The 521-nt window shown below is 45.3% G+C and carries 1 pseudogene; it reads left to right on the top strand.

Annotation, left to right across the window (positions count from 1 at the left end):
- Nucleotides 1–521, top strand: a pseudogene (locus ADA55_RS03275) (stage V sporulation protein AD); the annotation flags it as partial.

Genomic DNA, 521 nt, shown 5'->3' with positions numbered 1-521 from the left:
AAAGCCATGGAAAAAGGCGGAATTCAAAAGGAACAGGTTCAGTTTCTCCTGGCAGGAGATCTAATCAATCAGATTACTCCGACTAGTTTCGCATGCCGAACAATTGGTGCCCCTTATTTTGGGTTGTTTGGTGCCTGTTCTACCTCCATGGAAGGATTAGCTTTAGGGGCCTATATTGTCAATACAAACGGAGCCCAATATTTGTTAACAGGAGCTTCCAGTCATGATACAGCCGTTGAAAAACAATTTCGTTATCCAACTGAATACGGTGGACAAAAACCACCTACTGCACAATGGACCGTGACAGGTGCTGGTGCGGCTTTATTAAGTAATACCGGGGAAGGGCCACGTGTCACGTCTGCAACCATTGGCCGTGTCATCGATATGGGATTGACGGATCCATTTAATATGGGAGGGGCGATGGCTCCAGCTGCAGTTGATACCATTGAAGCTCATTTAAAGGAAAGGAATATTGATCCATCTTATTACGATTTAATTGTCACCGGGGATCTTGGCCAGAT

Origin of the sequence: Bacillus sp. 220_BSPC (assembly GCF_001054655.1) — a bacterium.
GTDB classification, from domain to species: Bacteria; Bacillota; Bacilli; order Bacillales; family DSM-1321; genus Peribacillus; species Peribacillus frigoritolerans.
This window is presented reverse-complemented; position numbering and strand designations above follow the sequence as displayed.